At 35.0% G+C, this 18,973-nt stretch carries 14 protein-coding genes; 12 read left to right on the top strand and 2 right to left on the bottom strand.

Annotation, left to right across the window (positions count from 1 at the left end; translation table 11 throughout):
* The first annotated feature begins 19 nt into the window (after positions 1 to 19).
* The gene (locus tag AC5LW9_RS02625) at positions 20 to 562 is read left to right on the top strand and encodes an NAD(P)H-dependent oxidoreductase (protein WP_493456283.1); all 543 of its coding nucleotides are present in this window, start codon (positions 20 to 22) and stop codon (positions 560 to 562) included.
* A gap of 57 nt (positions 563 to 619) precedes the next feature.
* Here the strand turns inward: AC5LW9_RS02625 and rsmB are convergent, their stop codons facing one another.
* Both rsmB and AC5LW9_RS02615 read right to left on the bottom strand, forming a co-directional pair.
* On the bottom strand, positions 620 to 1,912 hold the full coding sequence (rsmB, locus tag AC5LW9_RS02620; RefSeq protein WP_493456282.1) for a 16S rRNA (cytosine(967)-C(5))-methyltransferase RsmB: 1,293 nt from the start codon (positions 1,910 to 1,912) through the stop codon (positions 620 to 622).
* Between the two features lie 35 nt (positions 1,913 to 1,947).
* Entirely contained in the window at positions 1,948 to 3,291 is a 1,344-nt protein-coding gene (locus AC5LW9_RS02615; protein WP_198236813.1) for a Na+/H+ antiporter family protein, read from the bottom strand.
* Positions 3,292 to 4,124: 833 nt separating this feature from the next.
* Here AC5LW9_RS02615 and AC5LW9_RS02610 point away from each other — a divergent pair.
* From AC5LW9_RS02610 to AC5LW9_RS02560, 11 genes are all read left to right on the top strand, one after another.
* The gene (locus AC5LW9_RS02610) at positions 4,125 to 4,997 is read left to right on the top strand and encodes a shikimate dehydrogenase (RefSeq protein WP_198236812.1); all 873 of its coding nucleotides are present in this window, start codon (positions 4,125 to 4,127) and stop codon (positions 4,995 to 4,997) included.
* Positions 4,998 to 5,104: 107 nt separating this feature from the next.
* On the top strand, positions 5,105 to 5,869 hold the full coding sequence (gene aroD, locus AC5LW9_RS02605) for a type I 3-dehydroquinate dehydratase (RefSeq protein WP_493456281.1): 765 nt from the start codon (positions 5,105 to 5,107) through the stop codon (positions 5,867 to 5,869).
* Between the two features lie 449 nt (positions 5,870 to 6,318).
* Positions 6,319 to 8,748, top strand: a complete 2,430-nt coding sequence (gene plsB / locus AC5LW9_RS02600) for a glycerol-3-phosphate 1-O-acyltransferase PlsB (RefSeq protein WP_198236810.1) — start codon at positions 6,319 to 6,321, stop codon at positions 8,746 to 8,748.
* 312 nt (positions 8,749 to 9,060) lie between these two features.
* Complete coding sequence (gene fdnG / locus AC5LW9_RS02595) at positions 9,061 to 12,129, top strand: formate dehydrogenase-N subunit alpha (protein ID WP_198229016.1); 3,069 nt, start codon at positions 9,061 to 9,063, stop codon at positions 12,127 to 12,129.
* 19 nt (positions 12,130 to 12,148) lie between these two features.
* Complete coding sequence (gene fdxH, locus AC5LW9_RS02590; protein ID WP_493456280.1) at positions 12,149 to 13,123, top strand: formate dehydrogenase subunit beta; 975 nt, start codon at positions 12,149 to 12,151, stop codon at positions 13,121 to 13,123.
* Positions 13,116 to 13,811, top strand: a complete 696-nt coding sequence (locus tag AC5LW9_RS02585; RefSeq protein ID WP_493456279.1) for a formate dehydrogenase subunit gamma — start codon at positions 13,116 to 13,118, stop codon at positions 13,809 to 13,811. Before fdxH ends, AC5LW9_RS02585 begins: the two co-directional genes overlap by 8 nt.
* 102 nt (positions 13,812 to 13,913) lie before the next feature.
* Positions 13,914 to 14,822: a formate dehydrogenase accessory protein FdhE gene (gene fdhE / locus AC5LW9_RS02580; protein ID WP_198229017.1), complete on the top strand. Its 909-nt coding sequence runs from the start codon at positions 13,914 to 13,916 to the stop codon at positions 14,820 to 14,822.
* A 183-nt stretch (positions 14,823 to 15,005) separates the two neighbouring features.
* Positions 15,006 to 15,962: an ABC transporter substrate-binding protein gene (locus AC5LW9_RS02575; protein WP_198229018.1), complete on the top strand. Its 957-nt coding sequence runs from the start codon at positions 15,006 to 15,008 to the stop codon at positions 15,960 to 15,962.
* A gap of 226 nt (positions 15,963 to 16,188) precedes the next feature.
* The gene (locus tag AC5LW9_RS02570) at positions 16,189 to 17,166 is read left to right on the top strand and encodes an ABC transporter substrate-binding protein (protein WP_232352594.1); all 978 of its coding nucleotides are present in this window, start codon (positions 16,189 to 16,191) and stop codon (positions 17,164 to 17,166) included.
* Positions 17,167 to 17,224: 58 nt separating this feature from the next.
* Complete coding sequence (locus AC5LW9_RS02565; RefSeq protein ID WP_198229019.1) at positions 17,225 to 18,178, top strand: ABC transporter permease; 954 nt, start codon at positions 17,225 to 17,227, stop codon at positions 18,176 to 18,178.
* Positions 18,171 to 18,965, top strand: a complete 795-nt coding sequence (locus AC5LW9_RS02560) for an ABC transporter ATP-binding protein (RefSeq protein ID WP_198229020.1) — start codon at positions 18,171 to 18,173, stop codon at positions 18,963 to 18,965. Before AC5LW9_RS02565 ends, AC5LW9_RS02560 begins: the two co-directional genes overlap by 8 nt.
* Positions 18,966 to 18,973: the final 8 nt, after the last annotated feature.

Below are 18,973 nucleotides of genomic sequence, written 5' to 3'. Positions count from 1 at the left end.
AAATTTAAAAGGAATTATCATGACATTAATCGTGTTAGGTCATCCCAATATTGAACAATCTATTGCAAACAAAACCATCATAGAATCATTGCAAGAACATATTACTGATTTAGAAATTCGTAATATTCACCAACTTTATCCAGATTACAAAATAAATGTAAAGGAAGAACAAGCCGCTTTACTTAGACATGATCTTATCGTACTACAATACCCTATGTATTGGTTTAATATGCCAGCAATACTTAAATTATGGTTTGATGAGGTATTAACCTACCAATTTGCTTATGGCTCGCAGGGAGATAAATTAAAAGATAAAAAGTTATTACAAAGTTTAACAGTAGGACAAGTAGAGGAGAATTACCAAAAATATAGCCCTGAATTAATAAATAATTTACTTGAATCCGTTAAAGTTTCAGCACTCTACACACAAATGAAATATCTTCCTCCAATACTTTTATATGGTGTATCACCTGTTATTGAAGGAGAAAAAGCGACGATAAAAGCAAAAGCATCACAGCACAGTAAGCAATTAGCTCAATTGATTAAAAATTACAGTAAGTAGAGCAACGATAGATAATAGGTTAATCATTTTTAATAGAGCATGACATTTTTAAATGCACTAACTACTCTTTTTTAAAACAGCATAGAAAAATCCATCACCACTTTGTGCCGTTGGTAAAAATTGCTTCATGTCACCCACGAGTTGAGCATTGTTGTTTTCTTTTAAAAAACGCTCAATTTGTAATTTGTTTTCATCGGGTAGGATTGAACAGGTGGCATAAACTAAAGTGCCATCTGTTTTTATATATGACCAAATATTAGTTAAAATAGCGTGTTGTAACTCAGTTAATTGCGCAATATCGCTATCACGACGTAACCACTTAATATCAGGATGACGACGAATCACGCCAGTTGCCGAGCATGGTGAATCAAGCAAAATTCGGTCAAACTGTCTGCCTGAGCACCATTTTTCAGGAGTAAGCCCATCACCTACTTTAACTTCTGCTACTTGTTTTAAGCGAGCCAGATTTTCTTCAATACGTTTGGCACGACTCGCATCAACATCTACCGCTAATAAATTCGCTTTCGGAGCAATTTCTAAAATATGAGTTGTTTTACCACCTGGAGCGGCACACATATCCAAAATTTGCTCACCATTTTTTGGTGCTAGTAAATATGCAGCATACTGTGCTGATAGATCCTGTACAGTAACCGCTCCCTCAGCAAAATAAGGTAATTTCGTTACATTCACTGGTGACAATAACCGGATTGCACAAGGCAAATCAGCAAAAGCTTCTGACTCAATTTGCTGTTCAGCCAATAATTGTTGGTACTCACTGACAGAATAGTGATTAAGATTAACCCGTAACCACATTGGTGGTTTTTGATTATTTGCATTAATAATATTTTGCCATTGCTGTGGATAAGCTTGCTTAAGACGGTTAAGTAACCAACTTGGGTGCAAGGTTTGACTTGTCTGTTGTTTGTTATCCTGTATAAATTTTTGCTGTAATGATGCCTGTTGGCGTAAAAATTCACGCAATACACCATTTACTAACCCTTTGAGCGCTGACTTTTTTAAATCATTTACTGCATTAACCGTTTCACCTACTGCAGCATGCTCAGGTATTCGGGTATATAAAATTTGGTAAATACCCACTAACAATAAATAGTGAAGAACTCGATTTTTGCCAGTAAGTACTTTACTCATCAAAGTATGAATATAAAAGTTAAGTTCAGGCAAAACTCGCATCACACCAAAACAGATCTCTTGTACTAATGCGCGATCTTTTTCCGCTATTTTATGGCTCGATAACGTTAAGGCCGTACTTAGCGATTGCCCATCTTCAAGTACATTAAAAATCGCTTGCGCACAAATAGCTCGAATATTTGAGTGTAACTTTTTATTCATAACTAATAATGACCTTAACTCATCTACCTAAATGATTATAAAATTAATGATCCAACCCAACCCGCAATAAATAATGGAATATTAAAGTGGGTGAATGTTGGAATAACACTATCACGGATATGATCATGCTGACCATCGCTATTTAAACCTGCTGATGTTGCTAAAATGGTATCGGAAGGTGGAGAACCCGCATCACCAATCGCTCCAGATGCACCGATCAAACAAACGGTAGCAATAGGAGAAAAACCAAGTTGCACACAAAGCGGTACATAAATAGCGGCAATAATTGGTACAGTTGAAAACGAAGAGCCAATACCTAAGGTAATAACCAGTCCAACGAGCATCATCATAAATGAAGCAATAACTTTATTGCCCGCAAACAACTCAGCACTATTGATAACTAAAGGTTCAATTTCGTGAGTCTGTTTTAAAACTTCGGCAAAGCCTTGGGCTGAAATCATCACAAAACCAATCATTGCCATCATTTTGATGCCATCGGTAAATACGCCGTCTGCTTCACCCCATTTAATAGAGCCTGATACAATAAAGCAAATAAAACCAACTAATGCGCCTAAAATCATTGATCCTGTGTAAAGTTGAATCGTGAACGATAAAACAATCGCTAATAACGAAACAATAAGTGAACGCTTATTCACATTGTTTAGTGCGTCTAAATTGGTTTCTTCACGAATAATTTTATATTCTCTTGGTTTGCGGTAACTGACAAAAATAGCCCATAATAAGCCAAGAAACATGCCCAATGCAGGAATCGCCATCGCATGCATGACATTAACATGACTGACATCCATACCCGATGAAATAATATTTTTTAATAATATTTGATTTAAAAAGATATTACCGAAACCAACTGGTAAGAACATATAAGGAGTAATAAGACCAAAGGTCATAATACAAGCAATCATTCTTCTATCTAATTGCAACCGCGACATTACATATAAAAGTGGCGGAATTAAGAGAGGAATAAAAGCGATATGTATAGGAATAATGTTTTGTGACGAAATACTAACTAGTGCAATAATGATAATTAATAACCATTTAATACGCTTTTTGGCACTACTGGTTGTAAGCTGTTTTATCGCCTTATCTGCTAATAATTCAGGTAAGCCTGATTTTGAAATCGCCACAGCAAAAGCGCCGAGCATAGCATAAGAAAGCGCAATATTGGCACCATTACTAATACCAGTATTAAAGGCATCGATCGTTTCTTTCAATGATAAATGGCTAAATAATCCACCGACAAATGCACCAATAATTAAGCTGATTACCACATGAACACGGCAAAGAGACAAAATTAACATACAAATTACCGCGACCACAACTGCATTTATGGACGAGAACAAATCAAGCACTGTATTCATAAGAAGATTCTGGGTTAAGAAGCAAAGTTTAACATTTTAGGCTATAGATATGGAAAGTGCAATTGATAGCGTAATACATAGATTGTAAATAACGTTAACGCAAAACATGTTGACTTTTGAACAAATTTGCAACATTTCTAAAAATATTTTAATTAAAAATAAAATCAATAGATTGTCTTATATTTGTGCAACATCACTTTTAATCTACTGATTTTTAATTTTTTGATATAGATCCCATTTTAATAAAAATTCCTTTTTTAACTTACTAAGTGAACATTATCACTTTAATTTAAACAATAAATATTTATACAAATATCATGACAAATCATACTTAGGCTAATTTAAAAATTACATAGAATTTATATTTTATATGAATTAAATTTTTAATTAAGAAGAAAGATATGCCAAATATTAATACCAGTAATGAACAACTGAAAGAAGCATACCACCATAATTGAGGCATGATAACCAATTTACTTAATTTTCATCATGACGCAAACTCACCTAAAAATCTAAAAAAATCATTATCAATGATATATGCAACGTTACCATGACATAAAAAAATAAAAGATAGAAAAGAATGACTTTACCAAGCACGTAATTATCATTTATTAATGGGGTTTATAAAAATTGATCTTGTGTCATTATTAAAACCATTATTTAAATAACTAGTTAAATTGAATGTTGTAATGATGAACTATCCCTGTCAAAATCACTCATTAAACGCGCTATAATGTATATTGAAAATATTTGCGCATGACTTACACAATTTGTATAAAAATATCTATTTTATAAAACGTTGCGTATCAATAAGGTTATTCTGGAGAATTTCAATGAGAGATAATATCGACGGTCATTTTTTATTAATCGGATTAATGGCCTACCCAATCCGCCACAGTTTATCGCCACAAATGCAAAATACAATCTATTCTAAATTGAATGTACCTTATGTATATTTAGCTTTCGAAGTAGATCAAGAAAAATTACCCGGCGCAATAAAAGGCTTACGGGCATTAGGGCTGCGTGGAAGTGCCGTTTCGATGCCAAATAAGCAATTGGTTTGCCAATATTTAGATAAATTAACCCCAGCGGTCGAAATGAGCGGTGCTTGTAACACAATTTCAAATGACAATGGCGTGCTAACAGGTTACAACACCGATGGTATAGGCTATATGCGTATGCTCAAAGAGGCTGGCGTTGAGGTTATTGGTAAAAAAATGACAATTATGGGGGCGGGTGGTGCGGCAACAGCGATTGTTGTACAAGCGGCATTAGATGGTGTAAAAGAGATTGCCATATTTAACCAAAAAGACGAGTGTTACCAAAAAATCGAAGCAGTAGCAAAAAAATTAAACCAAAATACTCAATGTAAAGTTTATGTGACGGATCTTGATGATAAAGAGCAATTACGTAAAGAGATTGCCGAAAGTGTCGTACTTTGTAATGCTACTGGCGTAGGTATGAAACCATTAGAAGGCCAAAGTTTAATAACCGATCCAACGATGCTAAGAACTGATCTTGTGGTAACTGATTGTATTTATAGTCCTAGAAAAACAAAATTACTTGAAATAGCAGAGCAACAAGGTTGTAAGATACTCAATGGTATTGGCATGATGCTATGGCAAGGTGCTGCACAAATTAAAATTTGGACTGGCGAAGAAGCTCCGATTGAATATGTAAAAGAAAAAATGGGATTTAATGATTAATAGATAATTAAACTTGTTTTTTAGACTTAAATACCACCACCATAATTGGTGATAAAATTTATTTAACTAGTTTGAATTAATATGATTTTTTACTAACAGGATATAAAATGAAAACCATTAATATTAAAGGACTTGAAATAGGTTCAGGCGCACCTAAAATTATCGTTCCTGTTGTCGGTAAAACCGAAGCAGAACTACTTGACGAAATAAAGTTTTTACAATCAATCGATTTTGATGTTTTAGAGTGGCGTGTTGATCACTTTACTCAAGTTGACGATATCAATGCTGTAAAACAAACAGCAAAACAAATTCGAGAACTTTTACCTAATAAGCCGATCTTATTTACTTTCAGAACCGCAAACGAAGGTGGCGTGAAACCTTGGCCATTAACCTCATATATCGAGTTAAATAAACAAATGGTGCATAGTGGTTTAATCGATCTTATTGATGTTGAAGTGTTTATTGGTGATGATTATGTAAAAGAGATGATTCATGTTGCCCATAAGCACAATGTTTTTGTAGTAGCATCCAATCACGATTTTGACAAAACACCTCCTAAAAGCGATATCATCTACCGGTTACGAAAAATGCAAGATTTAGGTGCAGACATTCCCAAAATTGCAGTTATGCCAAAAACAACGGATGATGTTTTAACATTACTTGCTGCAACAACCGAAATGAACGAAAACTACGCTGAAAAACCTATTATTACTATGTCGATGGCAGGTCTTGGCGCAATCAGTCGAGTGTCTGGAATAACCTTTGGATCTTCAATGACATTTGGTGCAGCTAAAAATGCATCCGCGCCAGGTCAATTAGATGTGAAAGAGTTACGATATATTTTAAATGTCTTGTATCGAAGTAAAGCTTAATAAAATTATGTAATTCAATCTAATCAATAAAAAATACTGTTTAAGTAAACATCATTAAAAATAGAATAAATCGTCATATTTATGAGGTTAAGTGAGTTTGGCTTAAATAATGATTTAAGTGTGGTTACATGGGTAGTTAAATTTAATATTTTTCAATATTTTTCTGAAAATAGTACCGAATAGATTTGATTTGTAGAGTTGAGATTAATAACCACTTATAATAAGTTTATATTTCGTTAAAAATTAATTACGTTCAGTAAATCGCATAGCCTAAAGATCGTGCAAAATTGCTAACAATTAATTAGTAACGAGTATATACTTAAGTTATCTCTTTATTTAAAAAACGTTTAGTTTTATAAGATTAACAAATAGTTCTGTTTAATTAACAAGCTTATAATTAAATTTATTTAAGTATATCAATAGTGTAAAATTCTGAGGTTTATTTTTTTATGTTTTCATGGTGGACTAAAGTCTATTTTTTGCTTATCCAAATCTTAGTCAAACTTTTTGTTAAAAGTAAACCGATTCCTACCGATCCAATAGAAGAACTGAATCTGGATTCAAGTAAACCTATTTTATATGTACTTCCTTATAACTCACAAATTGATTTGATGGTCGTTAGATCTCTTTGTTTAAAATATCATTTACCTGATCCCCTGACAGGCATTGAAATCAATGGAAAGATCGTACCGTCGTATATTTATATTGATAAAGGACCGGGTATTTTTGCCTCTTATCGACAACAAACTAAAGCTATTGAGATTCTAAGAGATTATATTTCTGCACATCAGCAAAATCATGATCTGGATGTGCAAATGTTACCAGTTTCGGTAATGTTTGGGCGAAGACCAGATAAAGAAGGCAAAAAAATGCCATCACTGCAAGTGGTGGGTGCAACGTATAAGTTATATAAAATAATTGTTTCTGGGCGAGATTGTTATACTCACTTTTCTCGAACCGTTTCATTTAAAACGCTCCAACTTGACAATAACCAAGATATTTCAACATTAGCACGCAAATTATCACGTGTTGCTCGAATTCATTTTGCTAAACAAAGAACAGCATCAGTTGGGCCAAAACTGCCTGTTCGACAAGAAATGCTTAATAAATTATTACATAATCCAAACATTTCAGAAGCCATACAAGAAGAAGCAAAAAGCAAAAACATTAATCTTGATAAAGCTAAAAAAAATGCCTTATCCATTTTAAATGAAATTGCAGCTAATTTTTCTTATCGTATGCTCAGAGTAACTGACTTTATTCTGACTTGGGCATGGCATAGACTTTACCAAGGATTAAAAGTTACCAATGCGGACCCAATTCGGGAGTTAGCACAAAACGGGCACGAGATTGTTTATGCGCCTTGCCATCGTAGTCATATGGATTACTTGTTGTTATCCTATGTTCTTTATCGTCAAGGATTAGTTCCTCCACATATTGCCGCAGGTATTAACCTAAATTTCTGGCCAGCTGGTCCCATTTTTCGACGTTTAGGTGCTTTTTTTATTCGTCGTTCATTTCGAGGAAATAAACTTTATACCGCTGTTTTTCGTGAATATTTAGCTGAACTATTTATTCGTGGTTATTCTGTTGAATATTTTATTGAAGGTGGTCGCTCTCGTACAGGACGATTACTCGATCCTAAAACAGGCATGTTAACAATAACAGTACAGACCTTATTACGTGGCGATAGCAGACCAATTACGATTGTTCCTGTTTATATTGGTTATGAACATGTTTTAGAAGTTGCAACCTATGCAAATGAATTGCGAGGAGCCAAAAAAGAAAAAGAGAGTTTATGGCGGACCATTAAAGCCTTTTTTAAACTAAAAAAATTAGGTTTTGGTTATGTTAATTTTGGGCAACCTATCCCATTAAATCAATTTTTAAATCAACATATCCCTAATTGGCGTGATGAAATTGAACCAACAGGCTCTCAACGCCCACACTGGTTAACACCAACAACCAACTTACTTGCCAAGGAGATAATGGAACGCATTAATTCATCAGCAGCAATTAATGCAATGAATTTATGTAGCTCAATATTATTAGCAGCAGATCAGTGTGCATTAACGAAAGTTAGATTAATTGAACATATTGGTTATCTCATAAAATTATTAAACAAAGTGCCCTATTCTGATTTAGTTACTATCCCAGATCAAACTCCCGAAGAGCTGTTTGAACATGCAAAACAGATGGGAAAATTTATTATCACAACAGATGAAGTTGGTGAAATGGTTGGTCTTACACCCGAACAAGCGGTATTAATGACCTATTACCGTAATAATATCCAACATTTACTCATTATTCCTGCAATAGTAGCCAGAATATTGTTAAAGCATAATAGAATTTCATCACAAGAGGTCATTGAACAAGTAAAATTACTTTTCCCATTGATAAAATCCGAATTATTCCTTTACCACAATGATGAACAGCTCACTGAATATGTGAATAATATAATTGCAACTTATGCTGAACTAAATTTAATCAATTATTCACCGGATAAATTAACGTTAAACTATTTAAAAATTTTAGGATTGCAATTACTTGCTTCATCATCGAAAGATACATTACAGCGCTATATGATTGCATTCTCTTTGTTACAAAAGGATCCATCTATCAGTCGTGCTACTTTGGAAAAAGAAGGTAGATTAATTGCTGAAAGATTGTCTGTTTTACATGGTATTAATGCGCCTGAATTTTTTGACAAAGGCGTATTTTCAATATTAGTCGCATCACTACGTGAACAAGGCTACTTAGATGATAAAGATGAAGCCAATTTGCCAAAAATTGAAATTATGAACAAAATACTTAAACCTTTAATTACCGCGCGAGTCATGCAAACTATTGATGAAATCAATCCATTAATAAAAGATTAAAAATGTATTGTTTTTAGGAATATATAATTATTTTTATTTGATACACTATTAAATAAGTAGCGATAAATATGCTTAACCATTATGTATTCCTAAAGCTTTTTCACTAGGATATAACCTTTCTTTTTCTTAAATTCATCGTATTAAATATATACATCAATTTATTTTTTGACAAACATCAAATTTTAACAATTACTATTTGTTTTTCCCTTTATTTCTGTTCAATAAACGATTATTATTAATAGCAATAAGGATATTTATCGCCTCCAATACAATAAATTTAATAATGTAATGTCTGCTTTCTAAGGAGTCTATATGCTATTTAACCGTAGGCAGTTCTTTAAGATCTGTGCTGGTGGCATGGCAGGAACAACTGTAGCTACACTGGGTTTAATGCCGAATGTAGCGCTTGCACAAACGCGCCAATTTAAATTACTAAAATCAAAAGAAACCCGCAATAACTGTACGTATTGTTCTGTTGGATGTGGAATGTTGCTTTATAGCCGGGGAGATGGCGCCAAAAATGCCGAATCATCAATATTTCATGTAGAGGGTGATCCTGACCATCCTGTTAGTCGTGGCTCGCTTTGTCCAAAAGGTGCAGGAGTACTTGACTACATCAAAAGTGAACAACGCGTTAAATATCCAGAATATCGTGCACCCGGCTCGGATAAATGGCAACGTATTAGTTGGGATGAAGCGATTGATCGCATTGCTCGTTTGATGAAAGAAGATCGTGACAAAAATTTTATTGAAAAAAATGAACAAGGTACAACAGTAAACCGTTGGACAACAACAGGCTGGCTTGTTACTTCTGCCGCTAGCAATGAAACAGGTTGGCTAGCATTTAAAGTGGCACGTTCATTAGGTATGTTAAGTCTTGAAACCCAAGCAAGAGTTTGTCATGGCCCATCAGTATCAAGCTTAGCAGCAACTTATGGACGAGGAGCAATGACCAACAATTGGAATGACATTAAAAATGCCAATGTTGTTATTGTCATGGGAGGGAACGCCGCAGAAGCACATCCGGTTGGCTTTAAATGGGCGATTGAAGCGAAAATTACTAACGGCGCAGAATTAATTGCCATTGATCCACGTTTTCACCGAACTGCTTCTGTTGCTGATCATTATGTACCGATTAGAGCAGGATCGGATATTGCGTTTCTGCTCGGTATCATTAATTATCTTATTACACATAATGAAGTTAATTATGATTATTTAGTTACTCACAGTAACGCAAGTTTAATTATTCGTGATGATTTTAATTTTGATGCAAACAGTGGACTTTTTAGTGGCTACGATGCAACAACCAAACAATATGATCAAACCAGTTGGGCATATCAAAAAGATGAAAATGGTTTTGCACTTCGTGATAAAACATTAAATCATCCTCGTTGTGTTTGGAATCTACTCAAACAGCACGTAAGTCGCTATACACCTGAAATGGTTAATAAAGTAACTGGTAGTCCTATTGAAGGATTTTTACATGTTTGCCGATCCTTAGCGAGTACCAAAACAAATGACAGAGCTGCAACCTTTTTATATGCATTAGGTTGGACGCAACATAGCTACGGTACACAAATTATTCGTACGGCCGCGATGATCCAGCTAATTTTAGGTAATATTGGTATGATGGGTGGCGGCATTAATGCCCTACGTGGACATTCGAATATTCAAGGTTTAACCGATGTTGGTTTATTATCCAATCGTTTACCTGCCTATCTTGAACTCCCTAAAGATTCTCAAGTTTCACTTCAACAATATTTAGATGAAAAAACACCAAAACCACTCGGTCCTAATGAAGTTAATTTCTGGGGGAATTACCCTAAATTTTTTATCAGTTTCATGAAAACTATGTATGGTGATAAATCCACTATTGACAATAATTGGGGATTTGATTGGTTACCGAAATGGGATAAAACCTATGATGTTTTAAGATTCAGCAAAATGATGCGTGATGGTCAAGCCAATGGCTTTATTTGTCAAGGTTTTAACCCGCTTGCTGCGCTACCAGATAAAAATAGTATTCGTGAAGGATTATCTAAGCTAAAATTTCTGGTTAACATTGATCCAATGCCAACAGAAACGGCTGAATTTTGGAAAAATCATGGCGAATCAAATGATGTAGATCCAAGCAAAATTCAAACCGAAGTATTTAGACTACCTGCTAACTGTTTTGCTGAAGAAAACGGTACAATCGTTAACTCATCACGTTTATTGCAATGGCACTGGGCAGCGGCAAGACCACCTTATGATTCACTTTATGATCCAGAAATTATTGCGCGCATTTATTTAAGAATCAAAGAACTTTATGAAGAAGAAGGTGGTGCTTATCACGAACCAATTAATAATTTATCGTGGGATTATCAAGATCCTGAAGGGCCATCCGCTGAAGAGCTAGCAAAAGAGTGTAATGGCCGAGCACTGGCAGATATGACTGATGCGAATGGCAATATTATTCTTAAAAAAGGACAATTATTAAGTGGTTTTTCTCAATTAAAAGCAGACGGTACAACATCATCAGGTATTTGGATATTCTGCGGTTCTTGGACAGAGCAGGGCAACCTAATGGCTCGGCGCGATCCAAGCGATCCATCAGGTAAAGGTATTCACGCTGGCTGGGCTTGGGCATGGCCAATGAATCGACGCATACTTTATAATCGAGCCTCTGCTGATGAAAATGGTCAACCATGGGATCCTAAACGAGTCTTAGTAAAATGGAATGGTTCAAGTTGGGATGGCAATGACGTTGCCGATTTCACCGCAACATTATCGCCAAGTTCTGGCGCAGGAGCTTTCATTATGAATAATGATGGTTTAGGCGGACTATTTTGTTTGAATCGGTTAGTCGATGGGCCATTCCCAGAACATTATGAACCTTTTGAAACACCAATTACCAATAACCCATTACATCCTAACCAGATCAACAATCCGGTAGCTCGTGCATTTAAAGAAGACTTGGCTCGCTTAGGAGATGCCAGCCAATTCCCTTATGTCGGAACAACTTACAGCATAACAGAGCATTTCCATTTTTGGACGCAACATGCAAGGTTGGCCGCTATTTCACAACCGGAACAATTTATTGAGCTAAGTGAGAATTTAGCAAATAAAAAAGGAATAAAACTTGGTGATACCGTTAAAGTAACGTCATACCGCGGTTACATCAAAGCAAAAGCGGTTGTGACTAAGCGCCTTCCTACACTAACCGTTGATGGTAAAGAAGTTGAAACCATTGGAATTCCAATCGTATGGGGTTTTACTGGGCAAACAAAGAAAGGATTTTTAGTTAACGAATTAACTCCTCATTTAGGTGATGCTAATTCGCAAACACCGGAATACAAATCTTTCTTAGTGAATATCGAAAAAGTAACTACAGCGGCATAAGTTAGGGAGAATAAAAGATATGTCATTACAAACTCAAGATATTATCCGCCGCTCAGCAACGAATGCTTTAACTCCAGCTCCTCGAGTTCGAGATTATCAACAGGAAGTGGCAAAACTGATTGATGTGACTACCTGCATCGGCTGTAAAGCTTGCCAAGTTGCATGTAGCGAATGGAACGATCTACGTGCAGAAATCGGTCATACTGTTGGTGTTTATGATAACCCAGCAGACTTAGGGCCTAAAGCTTGGACAGTAATGCGTTATTCTGAAGTCGAAGTAAACGGTAAATTTGAATGGCTGATTCGTAAAGATGGTTGTATGCACTGTTCTGATCCAGGTTGTCTAAAAGCCTGCCCATCAGAAGGTGCAATCATTCAATATGCAAATGGTATTGTAGATTTTCAATCAGAACACTGCATTGGTTGCGGTTACTGTATTGCTGGCTGTCCATTTAATATTCCACGAGTCAGTAAAGAGGATAATCACTCGTACAAATGTACATTATGTGTCGATCGCGTTTCAGTGGGACAAGAGCCCGCCTGTGTCAAAACTTGTCCAACGGGAGCAATTCATTTTGGTACAAAACAAGATATGATTCGTCATGCAGAACATCGCATTGAGGATCTTAAAAAACGTGGTTTTGAACACGCTGGTCTTTACGATCCTCAAGGTGTTGGCGGTACTCATGTAATGTATGTTTTACATCATGCAGATCAACCAGAACTATATCACGGTTTGCCTAAAGATCCTCACATTAGTGAAATTGTTAAATTCTGGAAAGGTGCATGGAAACCGTTATCCGCAGCTGCATTCATTGCAACATTTGGAGGCCTACTATTCCATTATATGGGTGTTGGTGCAATTGAAGTTGATGAAGAAGATATAGAGCATGAAAAAGAAGCTGATAAACAAGCTAGAAAACGTCTAGGATTACCAATTTTTGAACGTAAAAATAGCACTAATTCAGCACAACAGGAGAATCGTCATGAATAAAAAAGACATGATATTAAGAACACCACTTATTGTTCGCTTTTGTCATTGGTGCATGGTGTGTCTTTTTATTCTAACTGCACTATCTGGCCTATTTTTATTTTTTCCATCAATTAAACTGTTTGGTTTAGTACTCGGAACCCCTCAATTAGTTAGAGCATTGCACCCAATGATTGGCTGTGTTGTGTTCGTACTATTAATGTTTATGTTTCTGAAACTTGCACACCATAATATTCCAAATAAAGCAGATATTATATGGATAAAGAACTTTAAGCATGTAATTATGGGTAAAGAAGAAGGTATTCCAATTGGTAAATACAATGTTGGTCAGAAGTTTTTATTCTGGTGTATTATGAGCCTGATATCTGTGTTATTTATCACTGGAATGATTATGTGGCGTAGGTATGTTTCTGACTATTTTCCAGTTAAAATTGTCCGTATCGCGATATTCTTCCACTCGCTTGCTGCAATAGGATTAATTTTACTCGCTATTGGCCATGCTTATATGGCTCTTTGGGTTAAAGGATCAATTAAAGGCATGATAACAGGTTATGTATCACGTGCTTGGGCTCGTAAAAACCATTCCGCATGGTATGAAGAAGAAATGGCAAAAATATATCAGAAAGAACTTAACGCTAATACCCAAGCAGAAACAGAACAAACAACAAAAGTAGAGCATAAACCAGCGTAATAACTCATTACATCAAATAAATGTTATCCGTTAATTTCAATTAACCGATAACATTTAATTATGAAAAATTATGGATAAAACGATAGTAAACGGTAATCAATAATGAGTATAAAAATCATCCCACAAGAGCAACTCGAACAACAAACAACAAATTCAGTTATTCGACAAATTCCACTACTCTTTTATCCATCTCCGAAAACACTATATATTCATCGCGCGGAACGTTTAAAAGACCTGGCAACAAGTAGTCCATTTAGTGAATATTTGAAATTTTGTGCCACAATTGCTGAAGTACAAGCCAATATTGTAAAACAAAAACCAGTGAACATAGATTTACCTAATATCCTTGATGGTCAACACCCACCTTTAAGTTTATATAACTTTACTTTATCCACTTTTTGGCAGACATATTTAAGCGACCTATTAAGTTCAGTTACCGCAACCACAGAACAAATTCGATTAGTGATAGAACAACTCAGACAAAATAGTTCAGAACAACTACAAGATAAAGCAACCCATTTAATTAATGGTGAATTTAATTGTGTAGAAGGTAATGAAGCTATGTTTATTTGGTCAGCATTATCGGTTTACTATAGCCAGCTAGCAAGTCAAATCAAAGGTAAGGCTATCGCAGAGAGCACCGATAAAAACTGGTTATGCCCAGTGTGTAATAGTATGCCCGTTGCCAGTATTATTCAACTTGGAAGTAACAATGGGTTACGTTATTTACACTGTAGCTTATGTGAAAGTGAATGGTACGTACCTCGAATAAAGTGTACTTGTTGTGATAATATGCAAGACATTCAATATTTTTCACTGGATAAAGAGCTATCTGCAACAAAAACAGAATGTTGTGATGCTTGCCATAGTTATCTAAAAATTCTAGATCAAGATAAAGATCCTCGTATTGAAATTATTGCAGATGATATCGCTTCGTTGATCTTAGATATCAAAACAGAAGAGGAAGGATTTGCTAAAAGTGGCATAAATCCTTTTATATTTGCGCAATAACAGCGTTAATTGACATTGATAGTTTTAAACTAATTTTTATCAATATTATTAATTTCACAATCAATTTTATTTGCAAACGAGAGCCTTGATTAGCGATATTTATCATTTGAATAAAATACATCTTAACATTTTATATTAATAAGGTTAGAATTGAACTAATGTACTAGTTTATGAGTGTATTTTATGAGACGCTTTATTTTTTTGATAATAATGCTATTTATCCCGCAGCTTAGTTTCGCTGATAAGATTAAACATGTAGCAATTACAGCAATCGTTGAACATCCATCATTAGATCAAATCCGTGATGGCGTGAAAGATGAATTAATAGATAGTGGCTATAAGTTAAACGAAAACTTAACGGTACAATATAAAAGTGCACAAGGAAGTAGTGCCACTGCCGCTCAAATAGCTAGACAATTTGTTTCAGCAAAACCTGATGCCATTGTAGCCATTGCAACTCCTAGCGCACAAGCAACTGCTGCAGCAACCAAACAAATCCCTGTTATATTTGCAGGAATTACTGATCCCGTTGCTGCAAAATTAATTAAAAACTGGCAACCGACGGGCACAAATATTACTGGAGTTTCAGATTATCAAGAAATTATTCCTCAAATTGATTTTATGAAGAAAATTGTGCCGAATGTTAAATCTGTAGGATATATTTATAGTCCAAGTGAGATTAACTCTACCGTGGTTCTAAAAAATCTACAAATTCATTTATCCAAACAAAATATTTCACTTGTAGCTGTTCCCGCACAAAGAACTGCTGATATTTCAACAGCAGCCAATACTTTAAAAGGTAAAGTAGATTTAATCTATACAACAACAGACAATAATGTTGTTTCCGCTTATGAATCGTTAGTAAAATTTGCCAATGAAAATAAAATCCCCCTTTTAGCATCGTTTCCTGATGCAATCGAACGAGGAGCTGTTGCTGCTTACGGTATGAGTTATTATGATGTTGGCCGCCAATCAGGTAAGCTTGTTGTTCGGATATTAAATGGTGAAAAACCTGGAAGTATTGCCCCAGAACTTGGACAAACCTTACATCTTGTAATTAATACTGACGCAGCAAAAAAACAAGGAGTAAATTTATCCCCCGAAATTATTCAATCAGCTTATAAAATAATTGGGCAATAATTAATTAAAATTTTATTAAAAATAGTATAGAATAATTTTGCTTAATGGTATGAGCAGAGTGTGATATTACAAATAACATCCTATTTATAGCCAATCATCACTCACAGTGTAATGAAATATTTACACTTGCGAGTTCTTTTTTTATTCTGGAAAAATATTTAATTTTGCTTTATAGTAAGTCAAAATTTAGCTTGGTTGTAAAAAAAACAGTACAGGAGTACTCTCTATGCGTAATTATATTATAAAACTTTTTATGCTTCTCAGTTTACCGTTCGCTGCATTTTATTCTTACGCAGATACAAAAGCCGAACAAAAATTTGTAGCCATTACTGCCATTGTTGAACATCCAGCACTAGATAATGTACGCAAAGGTGTTGAAGATGAACTTAAAGATAATGGCTATATTGCTGGGGAAAATTTAAAACTTCAGTTTGCCAGTGCACAAGGTAGCAGTGCAAATGCAGCTCAAATAGCGAAACAATTTGTCGCAAATAAACCTGATGTAATTGTTGGTATCGCAACACCAAGTTCACAAACTTTAGTTGCAACAACAAAACTTATTCCTATTGTTTTTACCGCTGTTACTGATCCTGTGGCTGCTAAATTAACACCAAGTTGGGATGCATCAAAAACTAATGTGACAGGCGTATCCGATGCCTTATCTCTAGATTCTCAAATTGAGATGATGTTAAAAATTAAACCTGATGCTAAAAATATTGGTTATGTTTATAGTCCAAGTGAAATTAATTCAACGATTATATTAAAACAATTGCAAATCGAACTTGAAAAAAGAGGGATGAAAATTATCGCAGCTCCTGCACAGCGAACCTCTGATATATCAACAGCGGCAAGAAGTTTAAAAGGTAAGGTTGATATGATTTATACGACTACCGATAATAACGTTGTTTCATCTTATGAAGCTTTAGCTAAAATTGCTAATGAAAGTAAAATTCCTCTTGTTGCATCAAATCCTGAATCAGCCGAACGTGGTGCAATTGCAGCTTTAGGAATGAGTTATTATGATCTTGGCCGCCAAGCTGGTAAAATAGTTATTCGTATACTTAATGGCGAAAAACCGGGGGATATTCCACCACAAGTTGGTAATATTACTCAATTAACAATTAATAAAAAAGCTGCTGAACGCCAAGGTATTACTTTATCTGAAGATGTATTAAAATCAGCAGCCAAAATTGTTGAAAAATAATTGTAACTTTTGATAACTAAACCGCCATTTTGGCGGTTAATTTTTAGTGGATGTTTTCATGTCTTTTGAATTTTTATTAAGTTCTATTGGAATTGGACTTATTTATGCACTGGTTAGTTTAGGTGTTTTTATCTCATTCCGTTTACTCGATTTTCCGGATCTTACCGCTGATGCAAGTTTTCCGCTTGGAGGGGCTATTTGTGGTCTATGTATTTACGTAGGTATTGATCCATGGATAGCGACATTGTTAGGTATGTTTGCAGGTTGTATTGCTGGAGCAATGACTGGAATATTGTATGTTAAACTCAATATACTACAACTACTTTCAAGTATCATCGTCATGATAGGTCTTTATTCTATCAATTTAAGAATATTAGGTATTGGACCTTATATTATGGACGAAACACCAAGGTTGGCTGGTTCGCCTAATCTTTCTTTGCTTGATGCCAAAACAATATTTTCACCATTTATTGCTGAGGATTACAGTAACCAATATATTGTACAACCACTTATGATATTAGGTTTTGTAATTCTATTTTGGTTATTACTTAATCTCTTTTTAAATACTAAAATGGGATTAGCTTTAAGAGCAACAGGAACCAACCAACGAATGGCTAAATCTCAAGGTATTCCAACTGGTGGTATCACGATTCTTGGTATGGCAATATCGAATGGCTTAATTGCTCTTGGCGGTTCATTATTCGTACAAACCCAAGGCGGAGCAGATATTACGATTGGCGTAGGTACTATAGTTATAGGGCTTGCATCAATTATTATTGGTGAAAGTATTTTTCCAACTAAGCGTATTTGGGCTGTTATGCTGGCGGTTATTTTTGGTTCGATTTTATATCGCTTATTCATTGCATTTGCACTCAGTAATGAATTTTTACAAGCGATTGGTGTTGGAACCGAAGATTTAAATCTTATTACAGCAATCTTGGTAGTACTTGCTTTAGTTTTACCTAAACAGTTAAAAAAACGTGCAAAGAAAAGAGGAAGTAAGCATGATTAAAGTTGGAGAATTACAATTAACTTTTAATCAAGGGACACCTATCGAAAATCATGTATTACGAGGATTAAATCTTAATATAAGCGAAGGTGAATTTGTTACAATTATAGGTAGTAATGGAGCTGGAAAAAGCTCATTACTCAATGTAATTAGTGGTGATTTACTTGCCGACTCAGGCAGTGTCATTATTAATGGAAAAAATGTAACACGATGGCCTGCATGGAAAAGGGCTGGTTTAGTTGCTCGAGTATTTCAAGACCCAATGATTGGGACTTGTGAAAACTTAACCATTGAAGAAAATCTTGCTATTGCTTATAACCGGGGTCATAGCTTTACATTATCTCCTGCTTTAAATAAAAAGTTACGCGGAATATTTAAAGAAAAACTAGCAACGCTGAATTTAGGTTTAGAAAATCGATTGTCCGATATGATGGGATTGCTTTCTGGTGGACAAAGACAAGCCGTCAGTCTACTCATGTCAACATTACAACCATCCAAGATATTATTACTTGATGAACACACAGCAGCTCTCGATCCTAAAACAGCACAATTTGTTTTAGACCTAACCGATGAAATTGTTTCTAAAAATCATTTAACTACCATGATGGTTACCCATTCTATGAAACAAGCATTAGAGTACGGCAATAGAACAGTAATGCTTCATCAAGGTCAGGTCGTACTTGATGTTTCTGGAGAACAACGTTCAAAGCTAACAGTAAACGATTTGCTCGCTATGTTTGAAAAAACTCGTGGTGAAAAAGTAACTGACGATGCCTTATTATTAGGTTAATAAATCAA

Source organism: Gilliamella sp. LMG 34360, from assembly GCF_984568995.1.
The sequence above is the reverse complement of the archived record's forward strand: the minus strand, read 5'-3'. Positions and strand labels throughout refer to the sequence as shown.

Excerpts from the sequence above, each read along its gene's own strand:
- AC5LW9_RS02625 (WP_493456283.1), top strand. The coding sequence starts at position 20 with ATGACATTAATCGTGTTAGGTCATCCCAATATTGAACAATCTATTGCA.
- rsmB (WP_493456282.1), bottom strand. The coding sequence starts at position 1,912 with ATGAATAAAAAGTTACACTCAAATATTCGAGCTATTTGTGCGCAAGCG.
- AC5LW9_RS02615 (WP_198236813.1), bottom strand. The coding sequence starts at position 3,291 with ATGAATACAGTGCTTGATTTGTTCTCGTCCATAAATGCAGTTGTGGTC.
- AC5LW9_RS02610 (WP_198236812.1), top strand. The coding sequence starts at position 4,125 with ATGAGAGATAATATCGACGGTCATTTTTTATTAATCGGATTAATGGCC.
- aroD (WP_493456281.1), top strand. The coding sequence starts at position 5,105 with ATGAAAACCATTAATATTAAAGGACTTGAAATAGGTTCAGGCGCACCT.
- plsB (WP_198236810.1), top strand. The coding sequence starts at position 6,319 with ATGTTTTCATGGTGGACTAAAGTCTATTTTTTGCTTATCCAAATCTTA.
- fdnG (WP_198229016.1), top strand. The coding sequence starts at position 9,061 with ATGCTATTTAACCGTAGGCAGTTCTTTAAGATCTGTGCTGGTGGCATG.
- fdxH (WP_493456280.1), top strand. The coding sequence starts at position 12,149 with ATGTCATTACAAACTCAAGATATTATCCGCCGCTCAGCAACGAATGCT.
- AC5LW9_RS02585 (WP_493456279.1), top strand. The coding sequence starts at position 13,116 with ATGAATAAAAAAGACATGATATTAAGAACACCACTTATTGTTCGCTTT.
- fdhE (WP_198229017.1), top strand. The coding sequence starts at position 13,914 with ATGAGTATAAAAATCATCCCACAAGAGCAACTCGAACAACAAACAACA.
- AC5LW9_RS02575 (WP_198229018.1), top strand. The coding sequence starts at position 15,006 with ATGAGACGCTTTATTTTTTTGATAATAATGCTATTTATCCCGCAGCTT.
- AC5LW9_RS02570 (WP_232352594.1), top strand. The coding sequence starts at position 16,189 with ATGCGTAATTATATTATAAAACTTTTTATGCTTCTCAGTTTACCGTTC.
- AC5LW9_RS02565 (WP_198229019.1), top strand. The coding sequence starts at position 17,225 with ATGTCTTTTGAATTTTTATTAAGTTCTATTGGAATTGGACTTATTTAT.
- AC5LW9_RS02560 (WP_198229020.1), top strand. The coding sequence starts at position 18,171 with ATGATTAAAGTTGGAGAATTACAATTAACTTTTAATCAAGGGACACCT.